General features: G+C 38.9%; 12 protein-coding genes. 2 read left to right on the top strand and 10 right to left on the bottom strand.

The window, feature by feature from the left end:
• Positions 1-28 precede the first annotated feature (28 nt).
• From bioD to R5R67_RS08200, 5 genes are all read right to left on the bottom strand, one after another.
• Positions 29-685: a dethiobiotin synthase gene (bioD, locus tag R5R67_RS08180; RefSeq protein ID WP_000016601.1), complete on the bottom strand. Its 657-nt coding sequence runs from the start codon at positions 683-685 to the stop codon at positions 29-31.
• A complete protein-coding gene (gene bioC, locus R5R67_RS08185; RefSeq protein ID WP_000055881.1) occupies positions 686-1,435 on the bottom strand; it encodes a malonyl-ACP O-methyltransferase BioC in 750 nt (249 codons plus the stop codon).
• Positions 1,432-2,589, bottom strand: a complete 1,158-nt coding sequence (locus R5R67_RS08190; RefSeq protein ID WP_000054329.1) for an 8-amino-7-oxononanoate synthase — start codon at positions 2,587-2,589, stop codon at positions 1,432-1,434. Before R5R67_RS08190 ends, bioC begins: the two co-directional genes overlap by 4 nt.
• 1 nt (position 2,590) lies before the next feature.
• Positions 2,591-3,871 (bottom strand): adenosylmethionine--8-amino-7-oxononanoate transaminase, encoded by a 1,281-nt coding sequence (bioA, locus tag R5R67_RS08195; RefSeq protein WP_000131440.1) that lies wholly within the window; start codon positions 3,869-3,871, stop codon positions 2,591-2,593.
• Positions 3,872-3,961: 90 nt separating this feature from the next.
• Positions 3,962-4,696 carry a hydrolase gene (locus R5R67_RS08200; protein WP_000776128.1) on the bottom strand — a complete coding sequence of 245 codons (735 nt, stop codon included), beginning with the start codon at positions 4,694-4,696 and terminating at the stop codon, positions 3,962-3,964.
• 356 nt (positions 4,697-5,052) lie between these two features.
• Here R5R67_RS08200 and otsB point away from each other — a divergent pair, with 356 nt between their 5' ends.
• Together otsB and R5R67_RS08210 are read left to right on the top strand one after the other, a co-directional pair.
• Positions 5,053-5,904: a trehalose-phosphatase gene (otsB, locus tag R5R67_RS08205; RefSeq protein WP_001064775.1), complete on the top strand. Its 852-nt coding sequence runs from the start codon at positions 5,053-5,055 to the stop codon at positions 5,902-5,904.
• On the top strand, positions 5,892-7,322 hold the full coding sequence (locus R5R67_RS08210; protein WP_000040108.1) for an alpha,alpha-trehalose-phosphate synthase (UDP-forming): 1,431 nt from the start codon (positions 5,892-5,894) through the stop codon (positions 7,320-7,322). The genes otsB and R5R67_RS08210 overlap by 13 nt, the downstream gene beginning before the upstream one ends.
• Before the next feature lie 67 nt (positions 7,323-7,389).
• Here R5R67_RS08210 and R5R67_RS08215 read toward each other — a convergent pair whose 3' ends face one another.
• The 5 genes from R5R67_RS08215 to smc all read right to left on the bottom strand — a co-directional run bounded on the left by R5R67_RS08215 (position 7,390) and on the right by smc (position 16,215).
• Positions 7,390-8,583: an MFS transporter gene (locus R5R67_RS08215; protein WP_001992131.1), complete on the bottom strand. Its 1,194-nt coding sequence runs from the start codon at positions 8,581-8,583 to the stop codon at positions 7,390-7,392.
• A 294-nt stretch (positions 8,584-8,877) separates the two neighbouring features.
• On the bottom strand, positions 8,878-9,342 hold the full coding sequence (ftn, locus tag R5R67_RS08220; protein WP_001214863.1) for a heteropolymeric bacterioferritin subunit Ftn: 465 nt from the start codon (positions 9,340-9,342) through the stop codon (positions 8,878-8,880).
• A 253-nt stretch (positions 9,343-9,595) separates the two neighbouring features.
• The gene (gene ligA / locus R5R67_RS08225; RefSeq protein WP_001018842.1) at positions 9,596-11,632 is read right to left on the bottom strand and encodes an NAD-dependent DNA ligase LigA; all 2,037 of its coding nucleotides are present in this window, start codon (positions 11,630-11,632) and stop codon (positions 9,596-9,598) included.
• A 94-nt stretch (positions 11,633-11,726) separates the two neighbouring features.
• A complete protein-coding gene (locus R5R67_RS08230) occupies positions 11,727-12,764 on the bottom strand; it encodes a cell division protein ZipA C-terminal FtsZ-binding domain-containing protein (RefSeq protein ID WP_000405211.1) in 1,038 nt (345 codons plus the stop codon).
• A gap of 1 nt (position 12,765) precedes the next feature.
• Complete coding sequence (gene smc / locus R5R67_RS08235) at positions 12,766-16,215, bottom strand: chromosome segregation protein SMC (protein WP_001239981.1); 3,450 nt, start codon at positions 16,213-16,215, stop codon at positions 12,766-12,768.
• Positions 16,216-16,220 lie beyond the last annotated feature (5 nt).

Raw genomic sequence — 16,220 nt, forward strand, 5'->3', positions numbered from 1 at the left:
CGCTCAATTTAGAGCGGTTTTTTATGGCCTAATTTTTTAATTCATTCATTTTTGCTAGTTCAATCCACTCAGCTTCAGGGAAATGAATGGCTAAATGGTTCTTCAAATAATTTGAAGTATCTTGAGAGATTAATGGATCTTTTGATTCATCTTTTAGGTTGTAAACCAAAGCTTTTAATTTCAGACCACGTGACTTAAGTGCCTCGAGACTAAGCAATGTATGGTTAATACTCCCCAAACGACCAGACGTCACCAAAATAACAGGAAACTGATGCTGAGCAACGTAATCAATAGTAAGTAAACTGGTGGTTAAGGGTACCATTAAGCCACCTGCACCTTCTAACAATACAATTTCAAAACGCTCAGCCAATGTTTGAGTCGCATTCTCAATTTTTTGAAAATCGATCTCTCGGTTATCAAGACGCGTTGCTAAATGAGGTGAAGCAGGATAACTAAAGATTTCCGGCATAGTCAGCTTGTCATGATCTTCCTGAAACCAACCTTGCCCCATAATTTCACGATGCTTCTGGATATCCTCAGAGATATCAGCATTACCTGTTTGAATAAGTTTTTGGGTAATTACTTTTTTACCCTGCTCAGTCCATAATTTTGCTAAGAAACCTGTCGCGTAGGTTTTACCAATTTCGGTATCAATCCCACTCACAAAATAGATCTGGCCACTCATTTACTTCATTCTCCGGGCAATACAATAAATCGGGTGATATGTTAGGGAGTACCCCTCGGTGTGCTTAAACCGGTCATAATCTTGATAAAACTGCTGTAAAGATTGCTTAGTCCAACGATGCTGAGCAGTTGCTGTTACACCTGTTGCTTTTAAATGCTGCAACACAGCTTTAGGCGAATCGAAATAAAGCTGAGTTTCTGACTGTGCCAAATGCAAAATCTCAAAACCAGCCTGAGTTAAGGCACTATTCCAATTTTCAAGATTCCAATAATTTAAACCTTGTCCAGTTAACTCTTTAATTTCAATGAGGTTTTTAGGACCAAATGTTGAAAAGCATAGCCAGCCTTGCTCATTTAAAGCAGCATCGCAATGTTGAAGTAACCGTGGTAAATCTTGCATCCATTGCAAAGCTGAACCGGAAACAATCATATCGAGCTGCTGAGGGAGTTCTAAGGTTTCAACGTCTCCAATTAACCATTTCACATGTTCTTCATGATTAAAGTGCTGTTGCACCTCTGCATACAAATCATTTAAAACTAAATCTTCAATTTGAAAAGATTCAACAAGCAGACGAGTTAAATTGCCAGAACCACAACCAATTTCAAAGACACGTGACATCGTGCTTGGACAAAATTGCTTTAGTAAGTTCGTTAAGTTTTGGCAAATTTGTTTTTGGACAATTGCATGCTTTGAATAGCTTTGCCCTGCTTTAGCAAAACGTTGGGCAACCAAATTTTTATTCAAACTCACAGGAAACTCACCAAGGCTTCAAGTTCATGTTGCTCAACCATTGATGTTAAGGAAATGCGCAAACGCGAACTATTTTTAGGTACTGTTGGTGGACGTACAGGCATGGCATAAAAACCGCTTTCCTGAACCTGTTTCGCCTTATCGATAGCAGCCTGACTTTCTCCCACAATCACTGGAATAATATGGCTAGTCGATGGACTCACATACCCCTTTTGCACCACTGCTTGTTGAAGATATTGGCTAATATTTTTTAAATGTTTACGTTGAGATTGAGCGTTTAATACTTTTTGAAAAATAAAATTTGCCCAAGCCATAACAATCGGAGGTTGAGCAGTACTAAAAATAAGCGGGCGCATTTTATTAATGAGATAATCTTTAATAATTGGATGGCAAATAATATAACCACCGACTGCTGCTAGCGCTTTACCCAAGGTACCAACTAGAAAATCAATTTCCTGAATTACATTATATTGTTCGGCACACCCTAAACCCTGCTGTCCACGTACGCCAATTGAATGCGCTTCATCGACATATAACATGGTTTTAGCAAAGCGTTTTTTAAGCTGGACTAAAGCGGTTAAATCTGTTTCATCGCCATCCATACTAAAAATACTTTCCGTGACCACAATGATTCGTTCAATCTGGTCATCATCATGATACTTTTGTAGAAGTTGCTCTAAATGCTGTAAATCATTATGTCGATACCGCACATACTGGGCACCAGACAAACGGATCCCATCAATCATACTGGCATGAACTAACTTATCTGCCAGAATTAAAGTTTTACTATCAGCAACAGCGGGCAAAATACCAATATTCATATGGTAGCCACTATTAAATAATAGAGCCGCCCGACCACCAAATGCTTGGCTTAGGCTATTTTCCAACTGTTCATATTCATCAAAATTGCCCGTTAATAAACGTGAAGATGAAGAACTAAAATAGCTACGTTCTAATGGATAGCAATCTAAAAATTCTTGGCGAAGATCAATATCAGCTGCCAACCCAAGATAGTCATTTGAAGCTAAATTGAGCATCGTTTTATTTTGAATTGTAATAAAACGGCCATGCTGCACATTTTGGGTAAATTGTCTGAAATTACCTTGTCGTTTTAACTCATCTAACTCTGTAGCAAAATGATCGAGCAATGACATCTTAATGTGCCCCCTGCATCGTTTTAACTACTTCAACCAACTGTTCGAGCAAGTCACTTAACTCTTGTTGAGTGATGACATAAGGCGGCATGACATAAACTAATTTTCCAAAAGGACGAATCCAGATTCCACGCTCTACAAATTGTTGCTGTAAAGTTTTCATATCGACATTAAAGGTGAGTTCTACCACACCAATTGCACCGAGCACTCGTACATCAGCAACATAATCAAGCTGATTTAAAGGCATTAAATATTGGCTAAGCTGTTGCTCAATTCGCTTAATATTGGCCTGCCAATCTTGCTCAATTAATAATTGCGTACTTTTTAAAGCAACGGCACAAGCGAGTGGATTGGCCATAAAAGTTGGGCCGTGCATAAATACCCCAGCCTCACCGCGACTAATGGTTTCTGCTACATACTTTGTCGTTAAGGTCGCAGACAAAGTCATATAACCGCCTGTTAACCCTTTACCTAGGCACATAATATCCGGCTCGACTTGAGCATGTTCCCAAGCAAAGAGCTTACCTGTACGGCCAAAACCAGTGGCAATTTCATCAAAAATTAACAACAGATGATATTTTTCACAAAGCGCTTTAGCCTGACGTAAATATTCAGGGTGATAAAAGCGCATGCCTCCTGCCCCTTGGACAATCGGCTCAATAATCAGTGCAGCAAGGTTTTCATGATTTTGCTGAATAGCTTGCTCTAACTCGGCAATATCTTCTCGGTTCCACTCCTCATGAAATTTGGTTTGCGGAGCTGCTACAAAAAGACGGTTCGGTAAGCTGGTACCAAAAATCTGATGCATGCCTGTCACTGGATCACAAACAGACATCGCATTCCATGTATCACCGTGATAACCAGAACGTGTAGTAATAAAATTTGTTTTTTGTGGCTGGCCTTGTGCTGTCCAGAATTGCACAGCCATTTTCAAAGCAACTTCAACGGCAACCGAACCTGAGTCTGCATAAAAAATTTTATCGAGACTCGGCGGTGTAATTTTTAAAAGAATTTTGCCAAGTTCAATAGCAGGATCATGAGTTAAACCGCCAAACATGATATGAGACATATTTTGTAGCTGGTCGGTCACTGCCTGATTAAGTTCAGGGTGGTTATAGCCATGAATTGCACACCACCAAGATGACATACCATCAATTAAAGTTCTACCATCATCAAGTTCAATCGTTGCCCCATAGGCACGCTTCACTTTAAATGTGGGTAAAGGTTGGGTCATTGAAGTATATGGATGCCAAATATGTTCCAAATCAAAATTATCGGTCATCCTCTATACCCTTTTACAGCAATCAAATCTTTCATTTAGCACATGTTAAACCTGTTAAGAATGAAAGAAAATTGCGAGATCAACCAAAGCTTATGAACTTTGCTGATGAATTGTTAAAAATTGGCAGATTTCTTCAATTGTTCTCTCTACCTGTAAGTAGGGAAAAGCATGTGTAGCATCTTTTATTAGCTTATAACTCATGTTTTCTGTCACTATATCTTTAAAATTTTCAACAATCTTGCAAGGAATGACATTATCTTGCTCAGCAAACAGGTGAAGCTGTCGACCTGAATAGGTTTTCAAGTTATCTACCAAATTTAGCTGCTCAAGCATTTTCAAACCTTCTAACAACAGTTTATTTGAGGGCGGATTTGCTATGTTTTGTACATTAAGCCAATCTTGTTTTGCCTGAGATGAGCCAAGTGTAATTAAATAATAAAAACGTTTTAAAGTAGCTTGGGGATTCTGTAAAAAGGACGCTTTAAATTGACTAAATACATCAGCAGGCATAGCAGTATGCCACGAGGTATTAGCCACAAAACAAGGATTAGAAGCAAGCGTAATTAACGTTTTAGTTTGGCCCGTTTGTTTATAAAAAAAGTCAACCAGGTATGTTGCTAACTGTCCACCTAAAGACCAACCTACAACCACCTCAATATCAGTTAAAAAATCAAGCTGCTCGTGAAAGCCACCATCTAAAACATTAAAAATATTAATAAGTTGCGTGTCATACCCAGCTTTCATTAAACCTAATTTTAACGATTGCAAAGGTTCTATTCCTACTCCCCAACCTGTAATCAATAAAATTTTATTTTGTAACTTCATATGCACGCTCAAAGACAAATTTATGGAAATTATATATTAATATCAATTTAAAATATCTTTTAAAATCAATATAAAAATTGAATTCAAAAAAGTAAAATCAACTATTTATAGCTGTTAAATATTCTGAAATATATTGATAAATAAGGCCTAAAATATTTATATGAAATATACAAAAATTTAATTATCTAAACATTGAAGCAAATCAAAAAACAACATAATCCACACTTCACCCATAAATCCATTATGCAATGTAATTAATGTTAATACTTATGTTTTTTTATTAAAAAAAATGACTCATCAATTCATTTTAATGTTAGAAGATTAAATATTGATCAAAAAAATATGGGCAGGCAAATATGAACAATCAAAGTATAATATCTGATGGGAGAGAAAAAGATACATATTTTGTTACACCCAATGATATTATAAATACCTTACCTACAGATAAAAATTATTGTTTATTTCTGGATATTGATGGAACATTAGCTCCATTTCAAATTCATCCTGAGCATAGTTTTATTCCAAATACTACCTTAGAAGTTATAAAAAAAATTATTGAATTAAATATACCGGTGATTGCTGTAACAGGACGTGATGTTGAAACAGCAAGTAAGCTACTTCAGTCTATTGAATTACCTATAGCGGGCTTACATGGTTTAGATATTTATTTTGATTCTGATACTTATATTCGCCCAGATTTAAGCGATATTAATTTTCAAAAATTAAAAGAAGATATTATAAATTCTTGTGAAAAATATCCCGATTTATTAATTGAGGATAAAGGGCATTCTATTGCTTTACATTATCGAAAAAACCCAGAATTAGAAGATAATGCAATTTATATTATGCAACAAATTAAATATTTTTATCCTCAATTAAAATTAAATAGAGGAAAATTTGTCGTTGAATTATTACCTAAACAGGCAGATAAAGGTAAAGCAATACAAACAGTATTAAACCACCTTAATTTACCGTTAATTCATCCTATATTTATAGGAGATGATTTAACGGATGAATCAGGTTTCATTTTTATTAATCAACAGCTTGGCACTTCAATTAAAGTAGGTTCTGGTGAAACAGAAGCTCAATATAGATTAAAAGATATTAATAGTGTTTCTAATTTTCTTTTTTTCTTCCTAGAAAAAATAAAAAAGTTATACGTCAAAAATAGTCAAGATCAGAATGGAGAACAAATATGTCTAAATTAATCGTGTTATCGAATCGAATTAGTATGCCATCGGGTAAGGCTTCAGCAGGTGGCCTTGCAGTAGCTGTACAAGACGCATTAAATGATAGTAACGGCATTTGGTTAGGCTGGAATGGTCAGCAAATTACCGATACTGAAGCGCCTGAATTCGATCAGGCATATTCTCATGGGATCGACTACATTACCTGCCCTCTTACACATCAGCAATATGCACAGTACTACTGTGGTTTTGCCAATAAAGTATTATGGCCTGCCATGCATGATCGGGATGACCTGATCGAATATAATGCAGAAGAATATAATACCTACCAAAAGGTCAATCGTTTATTTGCTGAAAAATTACAACAGATTGCTCAGCCTGATGATCTTATTTGGGTGCATGACTATCACTTTTTCAGCGTAGCTCGTCATTGCCGTGAATTAGGTATGCAAAATAAAATCGGTTTCTTTTTGCATATTCCTTTCGCAAGCTTAAATATCTGGCGCAAGATCCCAGTTGCACTACAGTTGGTCCAAGATCTTTGCCAATATGATGTGATTGGTTTACAAACTCAAACCGATCAGAACACCTGTATGCAAACCTGTATGGGCTTACTTGAAGCTCAAAAAATACTAAGCGACAGAATCAGTTATAAAAAACGTCAAATCTTGATTAAGTCCTATCCTATTGGTGTTCAACCAGAGCTTATTCAGCGCCAAGCACAACAGGCCTTTCATACCCCATACGTATTTAACTTTGAAGATATACCACGTCAAAAAACAATTATTGGGGTTGACCGGATTGATTATTCAAAAGGTTTACTTGAGCGTTTCAATGCATTTGCAACCTTTCTTGAAACTAATCCTGAATATCATGGATTGGTACGTCACCTTCAAGTTGCAACGCCTTCACGTACAGATATTCCGGCCTATCAACGCTTATACCAACGCTTTAAGGCCAAATTAGAACTGATTAATGAAGAGTTTGCTCATGAAGATTGGCGACCTATCGATTGTTGCTTCGACACAGTTCAACATGACAGCTTGATGCATATTTATCGTCGTTCTGACATTTGCTGGATTAGCTCATTACGTGATGGTATGAATTTGGTCGCAAAAGAATATATTGCAGCTCAAGATCCAGAGAACCCAGGTGTGCTGATTTTATCTAAATATGCCGGTGCAGCTGAACAAATGACTCAAGCATTGATTGTTGATCCATTAGATAGAGCAGCCATGATGGATTCTTTAAAAACGGCTCTAGAGATGTCAAAAGCTGAACGTATTAATCGTTATGAACAGTTAATAGGAGGTTTAGCAGCTACTGACCTGAGCGATTGGCGAAATAATTTCTTGAAGGATTTAGAAAATTCTCCGACATTCACAAAGTCTAAGTTGTCCTTACAAGAAAAGTATCAACCCACTTACCATGTTTTATAATAATTTAAGCTTAGGGAACATCGAGGATGTTTTTCTCGATGTTCCGCGGCTGGTAAGCAAGCTTAAATTACTTGGCCTTCACAAGAGTAAAGCGATTGAGTATAGCAATCATGGTTAATAAAACCGCCACTCCTGATAAGACGGTGGTTAGGCTAGTCCACTGGCCAATCAAACCAATTAAGGCTGGGCCACTTAATGAACCTGTATAAGCAATCGTTGACACTAAAGACAGTGCCGCTGCTTTAGGCATATCATTTTGGCGTCCAACACGAGAGAACATGACTGGTACAATATTAGAACAGCCTAAACCTAAAAGTGCATAACCCAATACGACAACTTGCCAAACAGGTGCCATCACAATAGTGACCATAGCAAGAGCAGCGACAATTGCACTATAAGTCACAATAGTTTTCTCACCCCACTGTTTTAACAAGATATGCCCTGCAAAACGACCACTTGTCATACTAAGCGCGAAGAAAGTATAAGCCAGCCCAGCAAAGGCAGGATTAAGCTGGTATTTACTGGTTAAATAAATACCACCCCAATCCATTGCCGCACCTTCTGACAAAAAGGCAATAAAACACATCATCCCAATCAAAAGGATCGTACCGTTCGGACGTGAAGATTTTTTAGGCGCGTCAGTTATTTCCGCTGCACCTTGTTCATCTTGCTCAAATGTTGTTAAGGCAGATGGAATGGCAACAAAGCTCACCACCAATAAAACCATGACTACAGACAATGTGCTCATGAGTGGTGAAAGGCCAATTGCTAATAGTGCAGTGACAAGCATGGCACCGATTAAACCGCCAAGGCTACACATACCATGAAAACTAGACATGAGCGCACGTAAGCTGTGCTTTTCCACCACAACTGCTTGTAAATTAATAGCAACGCCAAGACTACCTGCTGCCGTACCAAAAATGAATAACGCTACAGCCATCGATACAAGACTATGCCAGATCGTTAAACTTGGTAGTAATACCATCAAGAGTATGGTCGCCACAGCAATTAATGGACGACATCCCCAACGCTTAACTAAAGCCCCAGTCGCAGGCATAGCAATCATTGAGCCGATTCCCATACAAAGCAGCAATAAACCAAAATTTGCATGATTTAGGTTTAAACGTTGCTGAGCATACGGAATAAGTGGTGCCCATGCAGATATCGCAAAGCCCAAGCTAAAAAAGCTAAGACGAGTTGCTAATCGTTGTGTACTTAAGAGAGTAGCTGTATCTAAAACAGCAGGTTTGGAAAATAACATATACGCGAAGCTCACCATAAAACCATTGGCGATCCATACCAACCGATTCCCCATAGAAAAACCCTTGCCTCATTAAATTTCTAGGCAAGGGTTTTTGTTGGCGAAATTATATCCAATTCCACAAAAAAAACATGGGGTCTGATACAAATTTTCTGACTTTTTTGTAACTGCCAAAGCCTTATGTAGTAAGGCTTTGAATATATTCAATTTGGCAGAATTAACATTTAAATGGTGACTTCATTTTATTAAAATGAGCCAATGAAAAACCCAGCCTAGGCTGGGTTTTTCAAGTCATTAAATTTGAGACTGGATATAATTTTGCAGGCCAATCAGTTCAATTAAACGCAACTGTTTTTCAAGCCAGTAAGTATGGTCTTCTTCAGTATCTGATAATTGTTGACGTAACATGTCACGACTGATGTAGTCGCCTTTTTCTTCACAAAGTTTAATACCTGTCGCTAATTTTTCACGCACATGATATTCAAGTGCTAAATCAGCTTTTAAGCAAGATACAACGTCTGTACCAACATTGATATCTTCACGATGCATGTTTGGTTTGGCACCTAAAAATAATACACGACGAATAATCGCATCGGCGTGAGACGCTTCTTCTTGCATCTCATGGTCAATACGTTCATAAATCTTGTTTAAGCCCCAATCTTCATACATACGAGAATGGATTAAATATTGATCACGGGCAGCCAACTCTCCGCCAATGAGCATATTTAAATAGTCTATGACTTCTGGATTGCCACGCATAATAAATCTCCTATCGTATGAGTCTATTATGGGCAAACTTAAAAATGATTGCAAAACAAAAAATAGTTAAGTTTATGATTTTTATCAAATTAAAATGAGAAACATACGCATTTGCAGTTTAAGTTATTTAAATTTCCTTTGCAAAAAGAATCGCTTGTCCGATTTATAAGCTCAGACAAGCGTTCAAATATAGCAAAAACCATCAATTTATAAATTTGTAACTAAAATCAATGGTTCTTATTTCGCTAACCTTTTAGCTCAAAGTTTGCCCATAGCCTGCCATGAGTGATAAGAAATCTGTTTCATTCATGACGGGAATACCTAACTTCGCAGCTTTTTCTAATTTTGAACCCGCCTTCTCACCAGCAACTACACATTTTGTTTTGCTAGAAACACTCCCACTTACTCGTGCACCTAATGCTTGTAGCATTTGAGTGGCCTGATCACGGGTCATTTGTTCTAATGTACCTGTAAGTACCCAGCTTTCACCATTTAAAGGTTGACGCGTTGGTGCTGTTGGTGCATCCCAATGAATTCCTGCGGCAATTAAACGATCGAGTACTTCAATGTTATGCGGTGCCAAGAAAAAGTCAGCAATCCACTCTGCTGTAATATCCCCTACATCTGGGGTTTTCTTTAAAGCTTCTACATTCGCAGCTTTAAGTGCCTCTAGCGTCTGAAATGTATTTGCTAACATTCTAGCCGTTGTTTCACCTACTCCACGAATACCTAATGCATAAATAAAACGTGCTAGAGTTGTTTTCTTACTTGCTTCAATCGCATCTATTAGGTTCTGTACTGACTTTTCTCCCATTTTTTCGATGCCCAAGAGAGTTTCTCTGTGCTCATGCAAATGGTAAATATCAGCAACATCTTTAAGTAAATCGAGACGTAATAAAGATTCTACCCAACGATCTCCCAAGCCCTCGATATCCATCGCTTTACGCGATACAAAGTGACGAATGGCTTCAATACGCTGTGCGGCACAATATAAACCGCCTGAACAACGTGCGAGAGCCTCACCTTCAGGCATCACTACAGGCGAAGCACATACTGGGCAGGACTCTGGTAAATGAACAACTTCTGCTTCAGCAGGACGGAACTCCGGCCAAACTTTTTCTACTTTAGGAATCACGTCACCCGTACGATATACACTTACCGTATCGCCAATGCGTACATCCAGACGATGAATTTCCCCAATATTATGCAACGTTACGTTAGAAACAGTCACACCACCCACAAAAACAGGGTTTAAGCGTGCTACAGGGGTCAAAGTCCCTGTACGCCCTACTTGCCAGTCAATCTGCTCAACTGTAGTTAATGCAGCTTGTGCCGGGAATTTATAAGCAGTTGCCCAGCGTGGTTCACGACTTAAGAAACCAAGCTGCTGTTGTTGTTTTAGGTCATCAACCTTCACCACCATGCCATCAATTTCAACTTGCAAGTTTGGACGTTCTTGCTGAATTTGCTCATAGCGCTGCTGTACTTCTTGAATTGAATTACACAAGTACTGACGCTCAGCAATTTGGAACCCAAGTTCCGTTAACCATTGCAAGCTATCATGCATGGTTGTGAGGCCATGATTTGGTTCACACTGTGCAATCCCATACGCATAAAATGCCAAAGGTCGAGCAGCAGCAATATTTGGATCAAGTTGTCTTAAACTTCCAGCGGCTGCATTTCGAGGGTTAGCGAAGGTTTTTTCTCCCTTTGCTTCTTGGTCAGCATTGAGTTTTTCAAAACCAGACTTTGGCATCAATACTTCACCACGTACTTCAAGTAGACGAGGTATTTCATATTTTTCTGAATGCAGAACTTTAGGTAAGTTACGAATGGTTTTAACGTTTTGAGTAATGTCTTCACCCGTTTCGCCATCCCCACGGGTTACGCCGCGAACGAGTACACCATTTTCATACCATAGTGAAATCGCAAGGCCATCGAGTTTTAACTCAACTTCATATTGTACTTTCTGGTTCGGAAGTCGCTCTTCTACACGGCGTGCAAATGCAAATAAGTCTTCTTGGTTAAATACATTACCAAGTGAAAGCATTGGCACCACATGCGTCACACTCTCAAATTTTGAAAGCGCCTGACCACCTACTTTCGTTGTTGGTGAGTCGGCTTGTACAAGTTCCGGATATTGTTCTTCTAAAGCTTTTAACTGATGAAATAAATGATCATATTCACTGTCCGAGATTGTCGGCTGATCCATGACATAGTAGGCATGGTTATGCTTTGCAATCAGTTGAATAAGCTGACGCATCTGTTCGATCACGGAAGTTATTGCCATTATTTTATTCACCATAAAAAAGGGTGGAAATTTCTCCACCCTGAGCTGCGACTAGATATATTGCAATTATCGCAACCTATACCAAAAATTTAAACTAGGCTGTTGCCTGTGCTGGACGATAATCAATCACATGATGGCGCCAATGTTCTTTTAACTGTGGCGTAAATTCAAGGTTATTTTCATCATAAACCTTACCATCAATTTCACGAGCAATAAGGCCTGCAATACTGGTCATCATGTCAAAACCGGTAACAGCTTTGCTGTTTGGAAGTGCAAGGAAAAATGCTAAACCTTGAACTTGCTCAGTCGATAAAGTTTCTAAATCGAAACCAGCAGGACCATTATCAGTCATACGCAATACAGAGAACATCAATGCACTCGGCTCATCGGTATTTTCATAGCGGTGGAAACAAGACATTTCACCGTAACGTAGACCATATTTTAAAAGCACTTTCAGTGCTTTATCACCCGATAACGCACGGCGCGGATTTGGATATACATTTAATGCGATAATCTGCTCAGCCATTGCTAACGCACTTTCGTCATCAAAACGCTGCTGCTCATGTAAATGTACATCAAGAATGTTGCTTTCACCTTCAAACTCAGCAATTTCAGCAGTTTCGATATTTGGATTTAAGCTTAATTCCGGCTCAGTTTTCGGTTGCCCTTCTGCAACTTTTGGTTCTGATGAGCTAACAACTTCTGGTTCAGCAGAAACGGTATCAACTAACTCAACTGAACTATTTTCACTTACAGTTGGGCTAACAGTATTTTCTTCAGCTTTAACTTCTTCTACTTCTACTGGCGTATTTTCAACGGGTACTTGTGTCTGGACTGTTTGAGCTTGTGAAGCCTGTTCTAGTTCTTTTGTTCCCTTTTCTTCTGACTGTGCTGGCTCGCTTAAAGTTGGTTCCACTCGTTCAGCAACGGCTGCTGACGCAACAGTAACTTCTGGCTGTTCAAGTTGATCTCGTACATGACGAGGGATAACCGGTTGATTACTTTCAGGATTAATATGCAAATCACTGTCTAGCGAGGGTTCAGCATGGTTCGGCTTTTTTAAAATCATTCTTAAGCCAATTAGCATGATAATAATGGCAACAACGATGCCAATAATCGTATTGATTTCCATTCTATGACTCCGAAACTAACCCGTATTCTTTTGCCTGTTCTAAATTGACAGTGACTAATTTTGATGTACCCGGTTCAGGCATGGTTACACCCAACAAGTCAGTTGCCATGGTCATCGCCAGCTTATTATGTGTAATGTAAATGAATTGTACATGTTCAGAAAGCTCTTTTACCAAATTACAATATCTCTGTACATTCGCATCGTCGAGTGGAGCGTCCACTTCATCGAGTACACAAAACGGTGCCGGATTTAACCTGAAAATAGCAAATACTAATGCTAACGCTGTTAACGCTTTTTCTCCACCGGAAAGTAATGCTAGAGAACTGTTTTTCTTACCCGGTGGTCTCGCCATGAGCTTAACCCCAGATTGCCAATCATCCTCAAGACTTAAACTGGCTTCACCACCATTAAAAACTTTTGGAAATAGATTTTGTAACTCTTGATTAATCTGATCAAAAGTCGACATAAACAACTTACGGGTTTCTTGGTCAATGCTCTTCATCGCATCTTTTAACTGAGTTACCGTATTTTCCAAGTCTTGAATCTGGTGGCTCAACTCATCAAAACGCTGAGAAACTTCTTCAAACTCTTGTGAAGCAGCTAAGTTAACTGCACCGATTTTTTCAAACTGTTTCTGTACTTTTTCTAGTTTTTGCTGGTGTTCAGTTAAATCTATTTTCAAGCCCGTTTGAAGCTCGGCATTTAACTCTTTGAGCTGTTCTTGATAGTGCTCACGGTCCGACTTGGCGGCTTGCCATGCTAAACGTTTGGCTTCAAGCTGCTCTCTAAGCTTTTCATCTTGCTGTTGGTATTGATGGCGTTGATCTGTAAGCGTTTGTTGCTTCTCTTGGACACTATTAAGCTCAATCTGCCATTCATTCCATGTCTTTTGCAGCTTTTCGGTTTGAGCAAACTGTTGTTGAAACTCTGACTCAAGGTTTGGCAACTCTAACTGAATAGGGTCAACAAACTTTTTCGCCTGTTCCATTTGCGCTGTAATTTGTTGATATTGGCTCTGCAAGAACGAAATATCTTTTTCAAGCAGCTCAATTTGTTGAGTTGTCTGCGTACTATTACGTCGTAAAATCTCACGTTCTTGTTGTTGCTGTTGTAAGACTTGTTGCTGTTCCTCAAGCTGCTCTGTTAATTCTTCTACCTGAAATTGCAAAGTTTTATAGTCAGGTAAAATAGTTTCGAGCTTCATTGCCAATGCATGCAAATCAATTTCAAGATCATCTTTTTGCATCGCATCTTCTTCAAGCTGCGTATCTAATTGAGCGAGTTGATCTTTCAATTGCTGTTTTTGCAATAAAAATGCTTGTGCTGCGGTTTGTTGCTTGGCAATTTGTACATCAAGCTGTTGCAAGTCTTTTTGTTTTTGTTTAATGACTTGTTGTTTTTGCTGTAGGTCAACTTGTAACTGTCCTAGCTCATCTTTTTGCTGAACTATAATTTGATCTAATGCTTGTAATTCTGGTTGCTGCTTTTGAAGAACTTGTTCAATTTCGTCTAGACGAATACGATGACTGAGCATACCTTGCGCACTTTGACTTTCGTCATCATACATAAGAGCAATTACCCAATCTTGCCCGACATGATAACCATCTAAAGTCAAAATAGACTGGCCATATTGCAGTTGCTTTTGTTCATTTAAAGCATGAGATAAATCTTGTGCAATCGCTACATTCGAGAATATTGATAGCTGTGGCGATGCAATCCAATCATTCAAGCAAGTCAGGTTCCCCTTAAATTTGCTTGATTGCTCTGAAGGCTTTAACTGGCGAGCAATTCCTTCCTGAAAGGCTTGTTCAGTTTCAACAATATGTGCCTGTAACCATTTTGCTAAAAACTTTTCAATAATTTGTGCGTGTGGTTTGCCCTGCTCTGTTAACTCTAGAGCCTGCATTAAACGTAGCGTATCTTGGTTTTGCTTTGGACTTTGTTTAGCAACAAGCTGGCTTAAGTTTTTCTGCTCTGATAATAAAACCTGTATTTCTGTTTTTAACGTTTGCTGCTGGTTTTTATTTACCTGATGCGCTTGTTGAGCTTGTTCAATACGCTGCACATACTGCTCAATTTCAGCTTCTAGCGTTGAGATTTCACGACAAAGCTGCTGCTGTAATTGCTCAAGCTCGCCTTGTTCATCTTCGTGTACTTGCGATTGGATCTGGTTTGCTTGATGTTGCAGCGTTTCTTTTTGCTGTTCAATGCGCTGAACATTTTTGCCTAATTGCTCGATTTGAGCAGACATTTGCATTTTTTGCTGTTGTTGTTTTTCAACCTGAGCTTTTACTTGCTCAAATTGTTGCTGCGCTTGCCGTTGCTGTGATTGTAAACCGGCAAAACTTTGCTCTGCTTCAGCTGCTGTATGCTCAATTGCAGTTAAAGCTTCGGTTTGCTCTTCTAACTGGCTATTCAGTGTTTCGAGTTGCAATTCAGAAAGCTGTAAACGTTCTTTAGTTTGGGCTTTTTGCTGTTCTAACTGAACGAGAGTTGTACTATTTTGCTGAAATAAACTTTGTTTTTGCTCTAGAGTCATTTTCAGTTCAGACAGTTTCTTTTCAGCTTGTTGCCATTCTTGTTGTAACGGTGAAGATTGCTGAATAAGTCTCTGAAATAAAGCACTGGTAGATTCTAAATCATGTTCAATCGTACTTAATTCTGAACGAACTAATTTAAAAGTTTCCCCCAGTTCATTCATTTGAACGGTATATTCTTCTTGTAGACGTACACTTTTCTCTGCCTGAAAAGACAAAATTTCAATTTTGAGTGTACGAATCTGGCTTTCTAATGTTTTATATTGAACTGCTGCTTCTGACTGGCGTTTAAGCGTTTTAAGTTGTGATTTTAACTCAAGCGCAATATCTTCCAAGCGTGAAAGGTTTTGCTCCGTATGTTCAAGGTGCTGCAAGGTTTCGCGGCGACGCGCCTGATAACGGGAAACACCTGCCGCCTCTTCAATGAAAATACGCATTTCTTCTGGCTTGGCATCAACCAAGCGGTTAATCATGCCTTGTTCAATGACTGCGTAAGAGCGTGGCCCTAACCCTGTGCCCAAGAAAATGTCAGTAATATCACGGCGGCGACAACGTGTACCATTTAAGAAATACTCAGATTTACCTTCGCGGGTCACCTGACGACGAACTGCGAGCTCATTATAAGCATTATAAGCTCCACCTAATTTGCCATAGGTATTGTCAAAACGCAGTTCTACACTGGCAACACCAACTGGCTTACGCTTGGATGTTCCGGTAAAAATAACATCTTGCATGCTACCACCACGCAGCTGACGAGCGTTTGACTCCCCCATCACCCAGCGGATCGCATCAATAACATTGGATTTGCCACAACCATTTGGACCAACCACTGCTGTGCGGTTCGCCTTAAAATTTAAAGTTGTACTATCTGCAAAAGATTTAAAGCCGGAAAGTTTTAAACTGCTTAAACGCATAATGC

The sequence above is a fragment of the Acinetobacter sp. OYA S30 genome (assembly GCF_033599315.1).
GTDB classification, from domain to species: domain Bacteria; phylum Pseudomonadota; class Gammaproteobacteria; order Pseudomonadales; family Moraxellaceae; genus Acinetobacter; species Acinetobacter baumannii.